This is a genomic window from Bradyrhizobium monzae (assembly GCF_021458635.1).
Lineage (GTDB): Bacteria > Pseudomonadota > Alphaproteobacteria > Rhizobiales > Xanthobacteraceae > Bradyrhizobium.
This window is the reverse complement of the sequence record NZ_JAIRDQ010000026.1, coordinates 1-15,976: the sequence shown is the minus strand read 5'-3', so window position 1 is coordinate 15,976 and position 15,976 is coordinate 1. Positions and strand designations below refer to the sequence as shown.

Annotated in this window: 10 protein-coding genes and 1 pseudogene; 6 read left to right on the top strand and 5 right to left on the bottom strand. The window is 58.5% G+C overall.

Going from position 1 to position 15,976, the window contains the following annotated elements; translation table 11 throughout:
* Positions 1-218: 218 nt before the first annotated feature.
* From K3F49_RS38945 to K3F49_RS38935, 3 genes are all read right to left on the bottom strand, one after another.
* Positions 219-572 (bottom strand): cytochrome P450, encoded by a 354-nt coding sequence (locus K3F49_RS38945; RefSeq protein ID WP_234686141.1) that lies wholly within the window; start codon positions 570-572, stop codon positions 219-221.
* A gap of 79 nt (positions 573-651) precedes the next feature.
* On the bottom strand, positions 652-999 hold the full coding sequence (locus K3F49_RS38940) for a hypothetical protein (RefSeq protein WP_234686140.1): 348 nt from the start codon (positions 997-999) through the stop codon (positions 652-654).
* Positions 1,000-2,011: 1,012 nt separating this feature from the next.
* On the bottom strand, positions 2,012-2,488 hold the full coding sequence (locus tag K3F49_RS38935) for an Lrp/AsnC family transcriptional regulator (RefSeq protein WP_234686139.1): 477 nt from the start codon (positions 2,486-2,488) through the stop codon (positions 2,012-2,014).
* Positions 2,489-2,641: 153 nt separating this feature from the next.
* On the opposite strand from K3F49_RS38935, the gene K3F49_RS38930 reads away from it, so the two are divergent.
* The 6 genes and pseudogenes from K3F49_RS38930 to K3F49_RS39800 all read left to right on the top strand — a co-directional run.
* Positions 2,642-4,156, top strand: coding sequence for an NAD-dependent succinate-semialdehyde dehydrogenase (locus K3F49_RS38930; RefSeq protein WP_234686138.1), 1,515 nt, complete (start codon positions 2,642-2,644; stop codon positions 4,154-4,156).
* Positions 4,157-4,167: 11 nt separating this feature from the next.
* Positions 4,168-5,568: an aminotransferase gene (locus K3F49_RS38925; protein ID WP_234686137.1), complete on the top strand. Its 1,401-nt coding sequence runs from the start codon at positions 4,168-4,170 to the stop codon at positions 5,566-5,568.
* A gap of 84 nt (positions 5,569-5,652) precedes the next feature.
* Positions 5,653-6,609: a bifunctional methylenetetrahydrofolate dehydrogenase/methenyltetrahydrofolate cyclohydrolase FolD gene (gene folD / locus K3F49_RS38920; RefSeq protein ID WP_234686136.1), complete on the top strand. Its 957-nt coding sequence runs from the start codon at positions 5,653-5,655 to the stop codon at positions 6,607-6,609.
* 658 nt (positions 6,610-7,267) lie between these two features.
* Positions 7,268-9,775, top strand: a complete 2,508-nt coding sequence (locus K3F49_RS38915) for a GcvT family protein (RefSeq protein WP_234686135.1) — start codon at positions 7,268-7,270, stop codon at positions 9,773-9,775.
* A gap of 60 nt (positions 9,776-9,835) precedes the next feature.
* Positions 9,836-10,699, top strand: coding sequence for a formyltetrahydrofolate deformylase (gene purU / locus K3F49_RS38910; protein ID WP_234686134.1), 864 nt, complete (start codon positions 9,836-9,838; stop codon positions 10,697-10,699).
* 999 nt (positions 10,700-11,698) lie between these two features.
* Positions 11,699-11,974, top strand: a pseudogene (locus K3F49_RS39800) (ATP-binding protein); the annotation flags it as partial.
* A gap of 419 nt (positions 11,975-12,393) precedes the next feature.
* Here K3F49_RS39800 and K3F49_RS38900 read toward each other — a convergent pair.
* Together K3F49_RS38900 and K3F49_RS38895 are read right to left on the bottom strand one after the other, a co-directional pair.
* Complete coding sequence (locus K3F49_RS38900; RefSeq protein WP_234686133.1) at positions 12,394-13,386, bottom strand: Coenzyme F420 hydrogenase/dehydrogenase, beta subunit C-terminal domain; 993 nt, start codon at positions 13,384-13,386, stop codon at positions 12,394-12,396.
* A 1,179-nt stretch (positions 13,387-14,565) separates the two neighbouring features.
* A complete protein-coding gene (locus tag K3F49_RS38895; RefSeq protein ID WP_346657408.1) occupies positions 14,566-15,495 on the bottom strand; it encodes an extracellular solute-binding protein in 930 nt (309 codons plus the stop codon).
* Positions 15,496-15,976 lie beyond the last annotated feature (481 nt).

The following is a 15,976-nucleotide window of genomic DNA, read 5'->3' as shown; positions in this document are numbered from 1 at the left end:
GAAGTGCAAAGACCGTGGGCTGATTCGATCTACGAAGGCCTATGATCCTCGGCGATATGGTGATCTGATCCCGGTAAACTGGATCCATTTTTTGGGCTAGGGTGTTCGCGGCCCAATCCTTTCGGCTGGGAGGAGGCGATGAAAGCCCCCAATTGTTCGGGCGCCCAGAAGGCGTTCATCCTGAGGTAGGGTAACGACGGGGTGACGCTTGCGGAGATCTACCGCCAGTGAAGTGGATCCCACCCGCGGGCCACGGTGGCCGATCTATTAGTCGGGTTCTTGCCGGTGCCGTGAACAGCACTGTCCGCTGTTGTTGCTGCGGCTCTGGGCATGTGGGTAACGGCTGCGTTGTGCAAGCGCAGCGTAATTTTCACAGCCCGGCCGGCGGCCATACCTTCGTGTAACACCTCCATCGGCGTGCGACTGCAAGGGCTTGGCGGCGGCGCTCGGCGCTGTATAACGCGAGCCACGAAGTCGCTGGCCTGTTCCTCGCGACCGGCGGCGTAGTGCTTGAGGTAGATATCCTCATGCTTGAGCAAGCGCCGCAGCCGCTCGATGAACACATTGTCCATCCAACGGCCCCGGCCGTCGGATCAAGATGCGAATGCCGGCTGCCGCCAGCATGCCGGTAAAGCCGAACTGGTGAACTGGTTACCCGGGCCGGTGTTGAAGATCTCCGTGGCCGAAGTGGACGAGCGCCTGATCGATCGCCTCGACGCCGAACGAGACGTCCGTGGTGTTGGACAGCCGCCATGCCAGCACGGTCCAGTTTGCGCGGTCCATGAACGTCAGGAGATAGAGGAAGGCGTGGCCTATTGGTATACAGATGATGTCAGCGCAGCAGACCAGGTGCGGCCGTTTAATCGCACGATCACGCAGCAGATAAGGGAAAATCTTGTGCACCGCCGCCGGCCTTGTGGTGCGCGATTTCGGCCCGAGTACCGCAATCCGCTTGCGTTTGACCGCATTGGCCCTCGGCCCGAACATCGCGATCATCATTCGCGGCCGGTCAACTGTCGCTTCCGGTCCGAATGCCCCAACGCCCATTGGTTTCTCCGCCTTGCGGACACCCAGGAAAAAGTGGACAATTGGCGCAGATGAAACCTTGGATTCCGTCGCTCGGCGATAGATTGAGCAGCAGCTGTTGTCAGCGAGATGCGGGCCAAGATCGAAGGACCATCCGCCAGAAGATAGATTCGATCTCGCCGGCTTCAACGGCCAGCCGGAGCGTCTTGGGCGCAATCTTCAGGAGTTTCGCGACATTGCCAAGGTTGAGCTAAGGCTTGATCCCGTCCTCCGCCGCTTGAACACCGGGACGTGGTAGTTCGAACGCATTGATGTGACGCGCTCGCAGGCCCAGCGATGGGGCGATTAGCAGCAGCTGACGCACGGCCTGGATGATGCCGGCAGAAGTGCCGTTGCGCTGTCCGCGCCGGCGCTTGGGCAAGCAACAACTCGCTGTGGGCGGCCCTCACCCAATGGACGATGAGAACGATCTCCGAGGCGGCGTCCTCGATATTGGCCACGAACTCGTGGATGAGGGGGCGCACAAGGTGCTTCTTTGCGAGCATCCGTCGGCGGCGCGACCCGGGCCGCTTTGAGGTTAAAGACAAGAACGCCGGGCGAAGTTGAATCAGCAAGGGGGCAGGCGTCCCCGCACCATGCGCGGCGATCTTGCCCTCGACCTCCGCCGCGTGAGCAAGCTCACTCGCCACCTGCTGCTTCGCGTGCGAGCAGCGGCATCGTATTGCCGGAAGGGCAGGTCGCCGGCATACCGCGCCGCTGCGAGATCGCCACTGATAGCCATCGCGCGCCTGATCCCACGGATCGATAGGACACGCAGCTGAATGAGACGCGATATTCGTCGACTGAATCTGATTTGGAAACCAACCCGAATGAGCGCCTTAGTTCATAACTTTGGCGACCCATCAACCACAGAAGCGGAGTTCGGTTAAACGCGTCAGCGACGGAAAAAACCTACGAGCACAAATCGTCGGAGAGTTAATCCGGGTCAATCCTCCGACGGAGTCTCGATTGGGACGGCAAAGCCCGCCTTTACGCGGTCCATTATGACCATCGTCTTGACCCCCTTAATATCCGAGTTCTCATAGAAGAACCGTCGGGTGAACTGCTCGTAATCCTCCATAGTGCGCGTAGTAATGTATAGGACGAAATCAGCATCGCCGGTGACGTAAAAACCATTGACAACTTCGGGTGACGATTTGATCGCCTTCTTGAACTTATCGATTATATCGGAACGCTCCCGCTCTAGGCTCACTAGCACTAGCATTTGAATGGGTCTTCCTACCGCCTTCGGTGAAACGATCGACACATCCGCTTCAATGATGCCATCGGAACGGAGCCTCTTCAGTCGCCGTTGACACGCGGTGGCAGAAAGTCCTGCCAATTCGCCGATGACCTCGGAAGTTAGACGATTGTTCTTTTGGACGATCTCGAGGATACGAGCATCTATTCGATCGTATTGCATAGTCCGCTCCCGCTTGAGCTGCGTTTCCTCGCATCTGCCCTGCGTGCTGCAGGAATCCTCCGAACTACAGGAAAATGCGATGCAAATGTGTTGTCGACTTAAGTATCCTGATTGCCTAGGCAATTTCAACAGATGACTGCGTGGGACGTCCAAATGGCATCTCAGATTGTTCGGCACAAAACTCCGCATTGGGTGGGTCTCGCGTGCAGCCACCTGCAAAATCTGCGCCGTCGCGATTTTGTCGCAGGAGCGGCGCTCATCGACGGCTGCTGGATTGCGGGTGAAAAAAGAGACCTTGTGATCGATCCGGCTACTGGCGAAGAGATTGGCGACGTTGCCCATTGCGGCGCCGCCGATATGAATCTGGCAATCGCGGCAGCCCAACGATCATTTCACGCTTGGCGAGCACTGTTGCCAGAGCGGCGCGGTGCGATCCTCAGATCTTGGGCGTCACTGATGCGCGACCACTCGGAGGAACTGGCCGTCTTGGTGACGAGTGAGCAGGGTAAGCCACTCGCTGAGGCGCGCCACGAAATTGCATACGGTGCTGGATTTCTCGAGTGGTTCGCTGCAGAGGGGGAGCGCACATACGGGGAGACGATCCCAAGCCACAAATCTGGGAGTCTGCTTCAGGTCCGAATGCAGCCAATTGGAGTTGCGGCGGCGATCACTCCGTGGAATTTTCCTGTCGCCATGATCACACGGAAGGCCGGAGCGGCTATTGCAGCCGGTTGTCCGATCATTGTGAAGCCTGCTCCCGAGACCCCGCTCTCTGCTCTTGCTGTCGCCAGATTGGCCGAAGAAGCCGGGGTTCCGAACGGTGTCTTTCAAGTGCTCGTCGGCGATTCGATCGAACTCTCTGCGCCACTGTTGCGTGATACGAGAGTGCGGGCGCTTTCGTTTACGGGTTCTACGCAAGTTGGTCGCCTGCTTCTGGAAGGGGCGGCAGCGACGGTGAAGAAGGTGTCACTCGAGCTCGGAGGGCATGCCCCCTTCATCATCTTTGACGACGTCGACGTTGATAAGGCTGTCAAAGGGGCAATGGCAGCGAAATTTGCTACGTCGGGTCAAGACTGTCTGGCTGCTAACCGCATCTACGTACAAAGGGGCATCTATGCCGCCTTCGTTGAAGCGTTCGCCGTCGAAATGGCTAAGCTCAGAGTCGGTCACGGTCTACAATCCGCGACGGATATTGGGCCAATGACGAAGTTGTCGGTCGCCAACAAGTGCAGAGCCCAAATCGATGATGCGGCGGCAAAGGGGGCTCGTGTGATCCACGCAAATGCGGACGCAAATCTCGGGTGCAACTTCGTCCATCCAGCGCTGCTGAGTGATGTCACAGACGACATGCTGATTGCCTGTGAGGAGACGTTCGGCCCGGTCGCCGCAGTGCTTCCATTCGACTCTGAAGAAGAGGTCCTCGCCCGGGCGAATGCCAGCGAAATGGGATTGGCCGCGTACGTTTATACGGACAGCCTGCGTCGAGCACTCCGATTTTCTGACACCCTTGAGTATGGCATGGTCGGTGTCAACACGGCTTCATTCACGGGGCCACCGATTCCGTTCGGAGGATGGAAGCAATCCGGGCTCGGTCGCGAAGGTTCGCGACATGGTATCGAGGAATACATGGAATTGAAATACGTGTGCTTCGGCGATTTGGCGGCTTAGGAGAACTCGGTATGACTGACATTAAGACCATCGCTAGCCTTGATCGCGCGAGTGTTCTGCACCCCTTTACCCAGCTCAAGGAGTTCGCCACTGGCAAGAGCGGTGATCCCACTATCGTCAGTGGGGGTAAAGGCATCCGAATCGAGGATGCGCTGGGACGCAGCTACATCGATGGCTTTGCTGGCCTGTACTGCGTAAACATCGGATACGGTCGCAACGAAGTGGCTGAGGCCATCGCGCGGCAGGCCTATAAGTTGGCATACTACCACACCTATGCGGCCCATACGACGGACGAGCTGGCGACGTTGTCGGACCGTCTTATCCGGATGGCGCCAGGTAAGCCCAGCAAGGTCTTTTTTGGGCTGTCCGGATCAGACGCCAACGAGACGCAAGCGAAGCTCGTTTGGTACTACAACAATCTACGTGGCCAGCCCAAAAAGAAGAAGATTATCTCGCGCGAGCGCGGCTACCATGGCTGCTCAGTCATCTCAGGTTCGATGACTGGTATGTCGTTCTACCATGACCATATGGACCTGCCGTTTCCAGGAATTTTGCATACAGGTGCGCCGCATCACTATTGGGGCGCGGAACCAGGCGAGACGGAAGAATTGTTTTCTCGCCGGCGTGCAGCCGAGCTAGAGCAACTGATCGTGCGAGAAGGACCCGAGACGATTGGTGCCTTCATTGCCGAGCCGGTGCTGGGTACGGGTGGTATCACACCGCCTCCTACCGGCTACTGGAGAGAAATTCAGGCGGTGCTCAGGCGTTACGACGTGCTTCTGATCGCCGATGAGGTGATCTGTGGGTTCGGCCGAACCGGCGCGAACTTCGGCAGCACGCTCTATGGAATCGAGCCAGACCTCATCACGGTCGCCAAAGGTCTGACATCCGGCTATATGCCGCTCTCCGGAGCGATCGTCGGGGAGAAGGTGTACTCGGTTATGGAGGAAGCTGCGGATCGAGTTGGTGCATTCTCGCATGGTTATACCTACTCCGGCCATCCGATCGCGGCCGCTGCCGCCAACGCGGTCCTTGATATCGTCGAGAAGGAGAGGTTGAGCGATCGGGCGAGAATCGTCGGCTCGCACTTCAATAGGCGACTCAAGGAACGGTTTGCTCAGCTGGAGATCGTCGGGGAAGTTAGAGGAGTGGGCCTGCTCGGCGCTGTTGAGTTCGTTGCCGATCGCCAGACGAAGCGGCGGTTTGATCCCGAGCTCAAGGTTGGGGCTCGTATCTCGAAGGCTGCCCGCGAGCGAGGGCTTATTGCGCGAGCGATGCCACACGGAGATATTCTTGGTTTCGCCCCACCCCTCGTTGTATCCGAGACTGAGATAGATGAGATCGTTGACCTGGCCTATAAAGCAACCAAGCAAGTTATGGACGAGCTCGCAAAAGAAAAAGTAGTTGCTTGAGGGCACTGGCTTGCCATGGTTAGAGACGCCGAACTCAACGTTCCGCCATTATCGTCGACCGACTGACATCCTCAGAAACTGGATATGAACGCTATCCGAATTGATGGAAAGGCCATCGCCGAGGATCTTCGGGCTCGTGTCGCTCGCGATGTGGCATCGCTCAAGGCCGAATGGAGTGTCATCCCAGGATTGGCCGTGGTGCTAGTCGGCAAGAATCCGGCCAGTTCGGTTTACGTGAAGACGAAAGCCAGACAGGCTCAGGCGTTGGGATTCAAGTCTCAACAATTCTTGCTGCCGGGCGATGTCGGTGAAGCCGAGCTGCTGGAGGTGATCGAGGAGCTCAACGCTGACGAGTCGATTGATGGTATTCTCGTTCAGCTTCCGCTGCCCGGGCACATCGACCTTTGGCGCGTGCTGGAGGCGATTGATCCGGCAAAGGATGTGGACGGCTTTCATCCTTACAACGTTGGAAGATTGGCAGCCGGTCGACCGGCTCTCGCCCCCTGCACTCCGCTTGGGGTTGTCCATCTCATCAGGACCGTTGTGAGCAACTTGAGCGGGCTTGACGTTGTCGTCATTGGCCGCTCGAATATCATCGGAAAGCCTCTGGCACTCCTCCTCGGCGATGCTGGATGTACTGTGACAGGTGCGCAGCTCCAGACACGAAACCTCCCGGATTTCTGCCGAAAAGCCGATATTGTTGTCGCTGCCGCTGGGTGCGCCGGGCTGGTTCGGGGCGATTGGCTTAAGCCAGGCGCGATTGTCATTGATGTCGGGATCAATCGCACAATCGATTCGAGGGGTACTGCTAAGCTCGTGGGAGATGTAGATTTCGCCGAAGCGAGCAAGCGGGCGAGCTATATAACTCCGGTGCCTGGCGGTGTTGGTCCCATGACTGTCGCTTATTTGCTCGCAAACACGGTCAATGCCGCAGTTTCGCGCCGCCGTTTGTCGTTGGTCGTGAATCCCGAGGCCCGCCACATTTGGCCATCCTGCGACCGAGAACAAGATGGTGCAGTTGATCTGCAGCGGGCCACTTAAAAGCGTCTGGGGGCACCGCCGTTTATCGCGGGGTTCATCTAATCGCTTTGTGCTTGCAGCGGCGAAGCCGCTCATAGTCCCACATTCATCGACTGAATCAGCAGACTCACTGGCCCATTCGTCACCCCTCGGCGCAAGCGCGGCTGAAAACCGATCCGCGGTTTGGAGTTGCTGTCCCATTCGACTGAAGGCCGGACAATCTTCGCAGCGCCGACCCTGTGCGTTCAAGGCTCAGACTGTCGTGGCCTCCTTTCGTCAAGCGTCAAGGTCCGAGAACGTAAAACTTCACGTTTTGCAATCAGGCGCAGAATTTCTGTTCCAAAGAGGCCCATATTGAACAAATTCAGATCAGCGGCCCGCTAGTATTTACGCGTGAAAAGGAATCTTCCGGTCGATTAAGGTCACGGAATGAAAGCTGGCGGGAGGGAGATCAATTTGAGTTTTAATTAGTCCCCGACACCCCAGACACGCTATCGCGCATGGTCCGTTGCCTGACGCATCAACTTTCAGCTGCTACGATTCGCGCCAAGGCGCGCGTTATCGCGACAATGGATCATGACATGTATGGCGGAAACATGGGCTCCGCCGCCAATCCCGAAACGACCTCCATGCGCTGACTCGTGGGCTGCGGTCCCGGCAGTCTTTTTTGAGTTGTAGAATGCAAACCAAGCTACCGTCTCATGCAGAATATGTCATCGTCGGCGGTGGCATCATCGGTCTGTCCGTCGCGTATCACCTCACGCGGCTTGGCCATCGCGACATTCTGCTGCTCGAACGCGACCAACTTACCTGCGGTACCACCTGGCATGCGGCGGGACTGGTCACCCAGCTTCGAGCCAGTGAGAACATGGCCAAGCTGGCCCAGTACACCGCCGGATTGTTTCATGAACTCGAGACGTTGACAGGCCAGCACACCGGATTTCGGCAATGTGGATCGATCACCGTCGCGGCCACGCCCGCGCGACTCGAGGAGCTGAAACGGGGCGCGTCCATGGGGCGCTCTTTTGGCCTTGATGTCGAGATTATCGATGCCGCCGAAGCCAAGCGGCGCGTACCTTTGCTCAACGTGGCCGATGTACTCGGAGCGGCTTGGATTGCCTCCGATGGCAAGACGAGTCCGGTGGATACGGCGCGGGCGTTCGCGGCCGGCGCGCGGCAGGGTGGAGCGAAGATTCTAGAACGCACACCGGTCGCGCGCATCGTGGTCGAAAATGGGCGCGTCGCCGGCGTCGAGACCGCGGAAGGCATGGTGCGTACCGAGAGGGTCGCAATCTGCGCGGGGATGTGGACGCGGACGCTGGCTGCCGATCTCAACTGGACGGTCCCGCTGCATGCGGCCGAGCATTTCTACGTCGTGACAGAGGCCATTCCGGAGTTATCACCTGATACTCCGACGGTGCGCGATCTTGATGCGTGCTTCTATTCAAAAGAGGACGCGGGCAAATTGCTGGTGGGTTTCTTCGAACCCAAGGGCAAGCCGTGGGGCATGGACGGAATCCCGCGTGAGTTCAGCTTCGATTCGCTGCCTGACGACTTCGATCATATCGAGCCGCACCTCGCCGATGCCATGCGCCGCATCCCCGCGCTCGAAAACGTGGGGCTGCAACTAAGCTTCAACGGTCCGGAGAGCTTCACGCCCGACAATCGATTCCTGTTGGGGCCTGCACCCGATATCGTGGGTCTGTATGTAGCTTCCGGCTTCAATTCGTGTGGTATCGAATCCTCTGGCGGCGCCGGCAAAGTCATGGCCGAGTGGATGTCGACGGGTATGCCCGCCAATGATTATTGGGAAATGGACGTGCGGCGTGCCATGCCATTCCAGCGCAATCGTCGATATCTGCGCGATCGAACAGGGGAAGCGGTCGGCCTCCTTTACGCCCTGCATTGGCCTCACAAGTCACCCGCGACGGCTCGTAACGTGCGCGTCTCACCGCTCCACGATCGTCTGGCAGCTGCTGGCGCGAAGTTCGGGGAAGCTGCTGGGTGGGAGCGGGCGCAATGGTTCGGTGCCGCTGAAACCCCCGCGAACGCCCACGCTACATTTGCGCGCGACGACTGGTTCAAGGCGAGTGGGGCGGAACACGATGCGGCTCGTTCCGGGGTCACATTGTTTGATCAAACTTCGTTTGCACACCTGCTAGTGCAGGGCCGGGATGCGCTTTCCTTCCTTCAGCGCCTCTCCACTAACGACGTTGACGTTCCGGTGGGCCGTGTCGTGTACACGCCCTGGCTCAATGAGCGGGGCGGCATGGAGTCCGACGTCACAATTGCCCGAACGGGCGACGAAGAATTCCTAGTGGTGACGGCCGCTGTGCAGCGCATTCGGGATCTCGCGTGGTCGCGAATGCATGCTAAGGGTGCGGGCCACGTGTTCGTCACCGACGTTTCGTCGGGCTACGCATGCCTATCCGTGATGGGGCCGCGTTCGCGGGAATTGCTTATGCGCGTGAGCCCTGAAGATTTTTCCGATGCCGCATTTCCCTTCGCGGCGGCCCGGGAAATCGAGATCGGCTACAGCATGGCGCTGGCGTTCCGCATGACCTTCGTGGGAGAGCTCGGTTGGGAATTGCACATCCCGATCGAGCAGGCACTCGGTGTCTATGATACGTTGATCGCGGCGGGACGCGATCTCGAACTACGTCACGCGGGCTACGTGGCACTGAACACGTTGCGCCTCGAGGCGGGTTACCGCGACTGGGGCGCAGATGTAAGTGATGAAGAGTCGCCGCTCGAAGCGGGACTGGGATTCACGATCGCCTGGAATAAGAGCGAAAGTTTCATTGGCCGGGCGGCTCTCGAATCACAGCGCGGGCAGACTCCGCGTCGGCGCCTTGTTCAACTGGCCGCGCCCCAGGCCGTGCCGCTCATGTTCGGAACAGAACCAGTCTGGCGCAATGGATCGCTCGTGGGCTACCTGCGTTCGGCGGGATTCGGCCACACCCTTGGGTGCGGCATCGGCATGGGGTATCTGCACTGTGAGAGCGGCGTCAGTGCCCAATGGCTGTCTGAAGGAGCCTTTGAAATAGAGATTGCGGGCGAAAGGCACGCTGCCATCACCTCCCTTCGCGCCTTCTACGATTCCAATCGGACGCGAGTGAAAGGTGAATGGCGCAAAGTCGAAGATCTCATCGCCCCGGAGTTGCTCAAAGCGCGCTCCAAGGACTGACTCACGCCTCCTGCTTTGTACCACGTCGATTATGAGGGGCCGCCGCCGGGCCATGACGCTATGTCCTACCGTTCAATGATCCTTGCATTGTCTTGCCCTGATCGTCCAGGCATCGTGTCGGCGGTGTCGAGCCTTCTGTTTGAGGCTGGCTGCAACATCCTTGATGCTCAGCAGTTCGACGACACCGAGACCGGTCACTTTTTCATGCGCGTCGTCTTCGATCGACTGGAGCAAGCGAAATCAATACCGGAGATCACCGCGTCCATCGAGGAACTCGCCAAACCGTTCGCCATGACATTCACTTTGCGGGAGAGTTCCGCAAAAAAACGTGTGATGCTCTTGGTGTCAAAATTCGATCATTGTTTGGCCGATTTGCTTTATCGCTGGCGCATCGGCGAATTGCCAATGGAGGTGACGGCGATCGTGTCCAACCACGGTCGGGAGCATCTGGCCTCCAGCGATCTGGCCGAGCTGCCGTTCTACCATTTGCCAGTCACCAAGCAGACAAAAATGGAGCAGGAGGCGCGAATTTGGGCGCTCGTTCAGGAGACCAACGCCGATCTCGTTATCCTCGCGCGTTACATGCAGATTCTTTCGGACGGTTTCTCGGCAAAGTTGTCCGGGCGCTGTATTAACATTCACCACTCGTTTCTGCCCGGCTTCAAGGGGGCCAAGCCCTACCACCAAGCCCATGAGCGAGGCGTCAAGTTGATCGGTGCGACAGCGCATTATGTGACCTCCGATCTCGACGAGGGACCAATCATTGAGCAAGATGTCGAACGGATATCGCATCGCGACACGCCGGACGATCTCGTACGCAAAGGCCGAGACATCGAACGCCGCGTACTCGCCCGGGCCGTGCGCCATCACCTCGAAGATCGCGTGATGCTAAATGGCAAGAAGACGATTGTCTTCACGAGCTGAAGCTTCGTATGCACAAGCAGAGTGGCTCAGAAGATGCGGGCATCGTGCGCGATTCACGCTGTGTACCAGCGGCGAGGGCCAGTTGGCGTCTCGAAATCGGCGAGTCAATTTTTGGGAGCAGCGTGGCTAGCTCAAGCCGCTGGCGTGACGAGGGTCAGCGAGAGGGGCATTGCACCGCACTGTCGAACGTCTATGGGGTGTCGATCGAAGCGGTTTCTCTCAACAACGCTCGTAGTCGGTTGAGAGCCGCGACACGCTGGGACAGTTCGCTATCCCATCTCGGCTTGGCGGGGACATTCGTCGTTAGCCGCTTTCAGCGAAGCCAGGTGCTGTGCAACAATGCCGGGTTTGACGAAACTTCTGCGCCAAAATCGCAAAGTCCCGCAATATATGCGCACCACAACGGAAATTTGTCGAGTACCTTCCCCACGCCCGGCTTAGTGTGTATGCCCTGAAACGATGCTTGGTCAAAGAGCGTTGAGGGACTCGAGCGAGTAGACGCAGCAACAGCTGTGTGTTGGAGCACGACAAGGTGATCGAGTTGCGACACCTGAATTCTCCCACAGAATGAAAGAAGAGATCCGGAGTTTCCAGCGCTCCGGCATCCACGGCATCAAGGCCTTCCACAGCACCCGTCTTTATGTCGAGACTGCAGACTGCGGCTTGCGTCGGGCAGCGGCGGCCGCGCGATGCGACTTATGCGGAGTGACTTTACCACGCGCTGGTTCCTGGACCCGTTTGTCGTAATCTTCGTCGCGCGACGCTCGCTCACCGTCCGCCCCTTTCTGGGGCAGCCATTCTGTCTCCAACCTTGGCTCTCCCATTCGCGCCACAACAGATCAAGAGTTCGCTGAACAGCGACGTGACGACTTTTCACGGAGCCGATGCGCACAAAAAGGAACTTTTCGATCGCGCTCGATGGTTCAGCGGCAGCGTTATCCTCATGAAGGTCTGGCCCGTCCCGCATGCTTCATTAGTTGGGCCCACCTGCCGCTCGACCTCCTGATCCTCGACGACATCACATATGAGAGCAAGGATCAGGCGGAAGCGTGCTGTTTGAGCAGATCGCCTCCCGCTACGAACGACGCTCGCTGCTGATAACAGCCATTAGCAATGACTCTGGCAGCCATCGATCGTTTGGTCCACCACGCCACAATCCTCTAGGTGAACGTCGAGAGCTACCATCGAAAAGTTGCTCTCGATCGCAAGCGCGATACCCGACCGGCACGCCGTCGCACGCCGAGTCGCGCGCGAGCCCCAGCATGCTGTTGTTGAGCGCCGCTTTCGAGGACGGTAGGCGTATCGCCTGGTGCCCGTGGGGAGCATGGCTCAAGGAACCGGAGCGCCACGGGACAGATGCGTTGTTCCCCAATGTACACGGTGTTCGGCATAGCGCCGACGGCGTCCAGTCGCGAACTGCGACGTGAAAAATCATCGCTTCATCTCGGTAATGCGCGCTCCTCGAAGAGGTGTCCCGATGGTTGTGTTGCTGGGGGTGGTGGTAGCGGAGCCGCTCGCGACGCGCGCTCTCCCCATGGCGCCTTAGCGAACGGCGCATCACGCCGCCGACCAGGTGGTAGACATCGGCACAGGTTGAATTCGATTCACTAGGCAAGGTCCAAGGTGACTTCGCCCGGGTGGTGATATCAGGCCAATTCAAGCGGAATTCGTTTGCTCTAACAACGCTGATGAGGTTAAATAAGGTGCTCTCGGTTCTCTCCGGCTTTGACTCGCCCGATCGTACCTGCAAATTGCCGAAAGAGAGTGCGTAAGCCGGCGCGCTTCAGCGCATCTGCAGTCCGATACCCAGGAGCCCTGATTGCCCTTTGGCCCATGAGCCGCAAGGCAAACAAAGCGGCAGAGGCGCCCAGTTTCCTGTGCGGATGGTTCTTCACGTGCATCTGTTCGATCTCCTCAATCGAGGCCGGTGAGACGTCAAGACATCCTACAGCGATGGCCGCATGCAACAACTCCTCTCCGGCTCGCGTGCGAACGATGGTCGCGTTAGTTCCGGGCGCCTCCTCGTAGATCGGCTTTCCATCCCGCAGTGTCCAGCCGTCAGTTGCAGAGATGTCAGCTACTTCTCCAACTGCGTCCGGACAAATCTTGCACCGAAACTGTATTCCGTAGCCGTATTTCTTTCCGCGCCAGGCATCTTCATATGTCATGTCATAAATAGCACCGTCTCGAGTGCCCACACGCAGCGGGCCAGGCCATCCCTCCCCTCGCCATCGGAACAGTTCAACGTCCTGTTCGTCGACGCCGTGGTGGCGCATAATTGCCTTAGCAATGTGAGCGTTGGGGACGCCGCCACAAAATATTGTCAACATGTATGGGACAAGTCTGTCGACCCTGGAATCGATACGCGCAAGGGCACGGATAGCGGAGATGTCACAAGGCTTCGCGATCACCGCGAAGCGTGTGCCTTCGTCGAGAAGCCGGTGCACGTTGACGAGAGGTGCTGATGGGCCGTAGCGAGACTGAGCCCCACCCAGCACTTCATCCGACGTTCGCGAGATTGTCGATGTTGTAAGCCATGGCTTTCGATTATCGGCGCGGACGTGCAATACGGCTTCAACGCGACCGCTGTCCAAAAGATAGCGGCCGAGGGCCGTCAAAGTGCCGCCCGCCGCCGCCTTATGGCGGACGGCCGGGTCGGTGGACCAGGATCGATGTATCTCACGCATCGGTCCCCACGTGGGATGGACGGCGACCCCTTCAGGTCTGCCGGGTCCCTGTATCGAGACGCCTGGGCATGTGGCCATTACCTGCGCGTTCTTCTCATCCCCGAGTTTCTTTCTGACGAGGGGCCGCATGTTACCGTTGACATTGATGCCCATCGATATGGCGGAGCCGGCGATGCTGGCGCACAGTCCACAGCCTGTGCAGAGGCCCCCACTAACTACATCCTCGATGGTCTGAGCCGATGCCGCGGAAGCTTTTCGCGAAGCACACGGATTTGTCATTCAGGAAGCGTCCTTCACCCTGCGCTGGGCGGTCGGTTGCCTAGAGCAGCCATACTAAGAAAAGCGTCTAAGGCATGTTGGCGCCTAAAAACCGCGAAAGTGCTACACCGATCGGAGAAATTCTCCAGAAGATGGTCTGGATTCCTCGATTTCGCTATTGCCGGAGTCAATCCCATGACGCATGTGCAGTCTAACTCTCAGCTCGCGGACTGCGGGCGCAGCAGCGGGCTGGCGCCGTGATCGTGTCCCGCTTCTTTGCCGAATGAATCCCGCCGATCAGCGCACCTAGCGGGAACGTCCGGCCGATCACGCGCGCAAGGACGAGCACCCGCGTCCCAAGATACAACCGAAGGTCTCGCCCAAGCTGAAACCCATCCTGCGCGATCCGGGCACAGCGACGGCGCGGGAAGTCCGGGCATCAATGACGGCGACGGCGCCACGATTCTCCCGTCCGAAGCGGACGTGAAGAAGCATGGCTTACCTCCGCGCGCTTCCGTGGGCCCGCGACCGCCGCCGAGCATTATGGCATCTTGGCTCATCTTCACCCGACTGGCGGCCGTGGCTGCCGAACTGCCCGCGATCAAGGCCGGCGCAGCCGCGGCCTAAACGACAGGCGCGCGTCGCTAAAGCACGACACGAAGTCCTCGATCGGCCGAACCGGACGCTTCCTGATGAATTTCATGATAGCGGCCGGCGGCTCCCCTTGGACGGTATAGAACACGCGGAAGAGAGGCGGCAGCACAATGACGGCTGCAATCAATGCGACAGGCGATACAAAAAGTCCCTGCGCGCATGCTGGTTATTTGGTGCATGGGCGTTCTGAGCGTTTTGACCGGAGATGGAGCCCAATAGAGCGTAGGAGACGCGCCGGACGAACCCGTCTCAACAGCGAATAGGCAATCAGGTCATGATCCATTCCTTGAAACGACGCGACACCGCATCGAAGTTATCTGCCCAGTACTCGCTGCTAATTGTGACGGTGCTGGAGTTATTCAAATCTGGCTGCCACTTGCGATCCTCAGCCGAAAACATCGACGCAGCGTTCTTTGACACCGGAATATTGCCGGCCTGACGCTCCAGCCGCACCTCAACTTCTGAGCGTAGCATGTAGGCGATAAGTTTCATCGCGCCCTCCTTGTTCCGCGCGCCCTTGAGCACTGCGACGGCGCCGGTATTGAGCACATTCTGCTCAAGGGAGAAGGCCAAGGGGACCCCACCGCCCGGGGCAGTCGTCGCTTTGGCGCGATTGGCATAGGTAATGCTGAAGTCGACTTCACCGGTCTGCACAAACGAAACCGATTGAGGCGTGGCAACTGGCCATACAACATTCGACTTTATCCGGTCGAGCGCCCTGAACGCGCGATCCAGATCCAGAGGATACATGTCTTTCGGCGCCACGCCATCGGCGAGAAGCGCTATCTCCAGAGCGCCATCGGGAACAGGTCGCATGGCGCGTCGCCCTGGGAACCTTTTCAAATCGAAGAACTCAGCGAAGTTCGCTGGATGCTTTCCGGGCCCGTATCTCTTCGGATCCCACATTATGCCAGCGGCATAAATTTCATACGTGGCGACGTCGATTGTCGGTCGCACCACCAACTGCTTGAGTTCAAAGATGGACGGATCCAGCCTCTCCCAAAAGCCCTGCTTGGATCCAGAAGCTAAAACTGTACCGCCGTCCAAATAGATGTCCCATTCGACCTTGCCCGTGAGCTGCATAGCCCTAACTTTCGCGAGGTCCGCTGTACCGACCAAGTTGACCTTGATTCCCGTCTCCTCAGTGAAAGGATTTGTCACAGACTGGGCCAAGGCCTCTTGGTAACTTCCCCCAATACCCCCCCGGCCATCGTCAGCGAATCAGAGGCGGCCACGGCACGCGAGAGCCCGGTCACCATCGGCGCCGCGAGTACGCCGGCCGTCCCAGCAAGGAAGCCGCGGCGGGACACTGTTGACACGAGCTTTTTCATGAACGTGTACCTTCCGTTTTTTTCTGGCCTCACGTTTGAGGGTCGCAGAATGATTGCATCGGAAACATCGCGCAGAATTTCTCTGAATGTCCCACCGAGGCCACAGCATTTTTGCTCGTTTTTCCTTCCTTTTAGCAGATTTGCTGCATAGGTACGGCGCGGCCGTGGTCGCTTCTATGTGATAGACCCCCTGTCTCCACACTCACGACCGAACGTACTGCACGGAAACCTATCGCACGAGAAACGTAAGCGCTTAGCCGCCACCGTATGGACGCAGGCTTGACGCTTTGCGGAATCGCCACGGCATGAGGTCTTCGATTCTGCTATGGGGATGGCCGTCGATAATG